This window comes from Dokdonia genika (genome assembly GCF_042652845.1).
GTDB classification, from domain to species: domain Bacteria; phylum Bacteroidota; class Bacteroidia; order Flavobacteriales; family Flavobacteriaceae; genus Dokdonia; species Dokdonia donghaensis.
The window spans coordinates 1-946 of record NZ_JBHSHB010000032.1 but is presented as its reverse complement, the minus strand read 5'-3'; the positions used below and the strand labels follow the sequence as shown (position 1 = coordinate 946).

1 protein-coding gene is annotated in these 946 nt (G+C 36.8%); it reads right to left on the bottom strand.

The genetic code is table 11. The features are described from left to right. Positions 1-237 precede the first annotated feature (237 nt). A complete protein-coding gene (locus ACFO5T_RS13950; RefSeq protein ID WP_380035594.1) occupies positions 238-801 on the bottom strand; it encodes a hypothetical protein in 564 nt (187 codons plus the stop codon). Positions 802-946 lie beyond the last annotated feature (145 nt).

Genomic DNA, 946 nt, shown 5'->3' with positions numbered 1-946 from the left:
TTACAATCGCTCTAAAACCGATTTTGAAGCGTAGCCATACGATTGCGGTAATCACCAGGTATGCAACTGCCTTTTGTGAAGCTTATTTTATCGTGAACTGCGAGCCCTTGGGCAATCAGCCGCCACGGTCTCGTATAACCGTCAGTTACGGGTTAAAATAGCGTTTATTTTCGGTTTGGCACAGACTTTAGCAATTCCGAGTGGATTCGGACGTAGTCGAATCCGCCGTAATTGCGGTTATACATTGTTGTGTGCTGGCTTCTTTCTCATCAAGCTTTTTATTCGATTCGGATATTTATGATTTAGGTAAACTCCAACTCCGAAAAATCCCATTGCCAACAAAAAAGGAAAGAGAAATTTCAATTCAGATTTCACATCATTCATATCATAGAGTACATTGTTTTCTCCAGTTGCAATTTGAAATACTTCAGGTTCCATTTCAGATTGTTCATTTTCCTTAATCCAAACAATAGCCTTTCCAGATTTCTTTAATTCTCTCTCAATTAGCTCATACTTTTCGTTATTCCAACTCTGCTCAATATTTTTAGCTAATTTATAATTTCGAGAATCATTTTTAAGATTCAATATTAGTTCTGACTTTACGCTTTTGTGACCTTTAGAACTAACTCTTGTGTAAAAAGCCTTCACATTTTCTACTTCTCCACGTTTTTCAATTAGAGACTTTTCTGTTGTAAATAGGGTAGGCGCGAAAAAATAAAACGCACAACCAATACAAGCAATTCCGAACCAAAGTAATTGTCCAGCGTAATAATCTTTCCACCATTTCTTTTTACTATTCATTCGGTTTTTTAGCTTGCACACAACAGGCCACTACATAAAGCGAGTGCGGCATTTTGCTGGTGTGCCTGTTTTTTGTTTTTTAATTGATTGTTTAAATATACACTTATTTGTGAATCTGTCGCCGCGCATAGAGCTTTCAAAAATG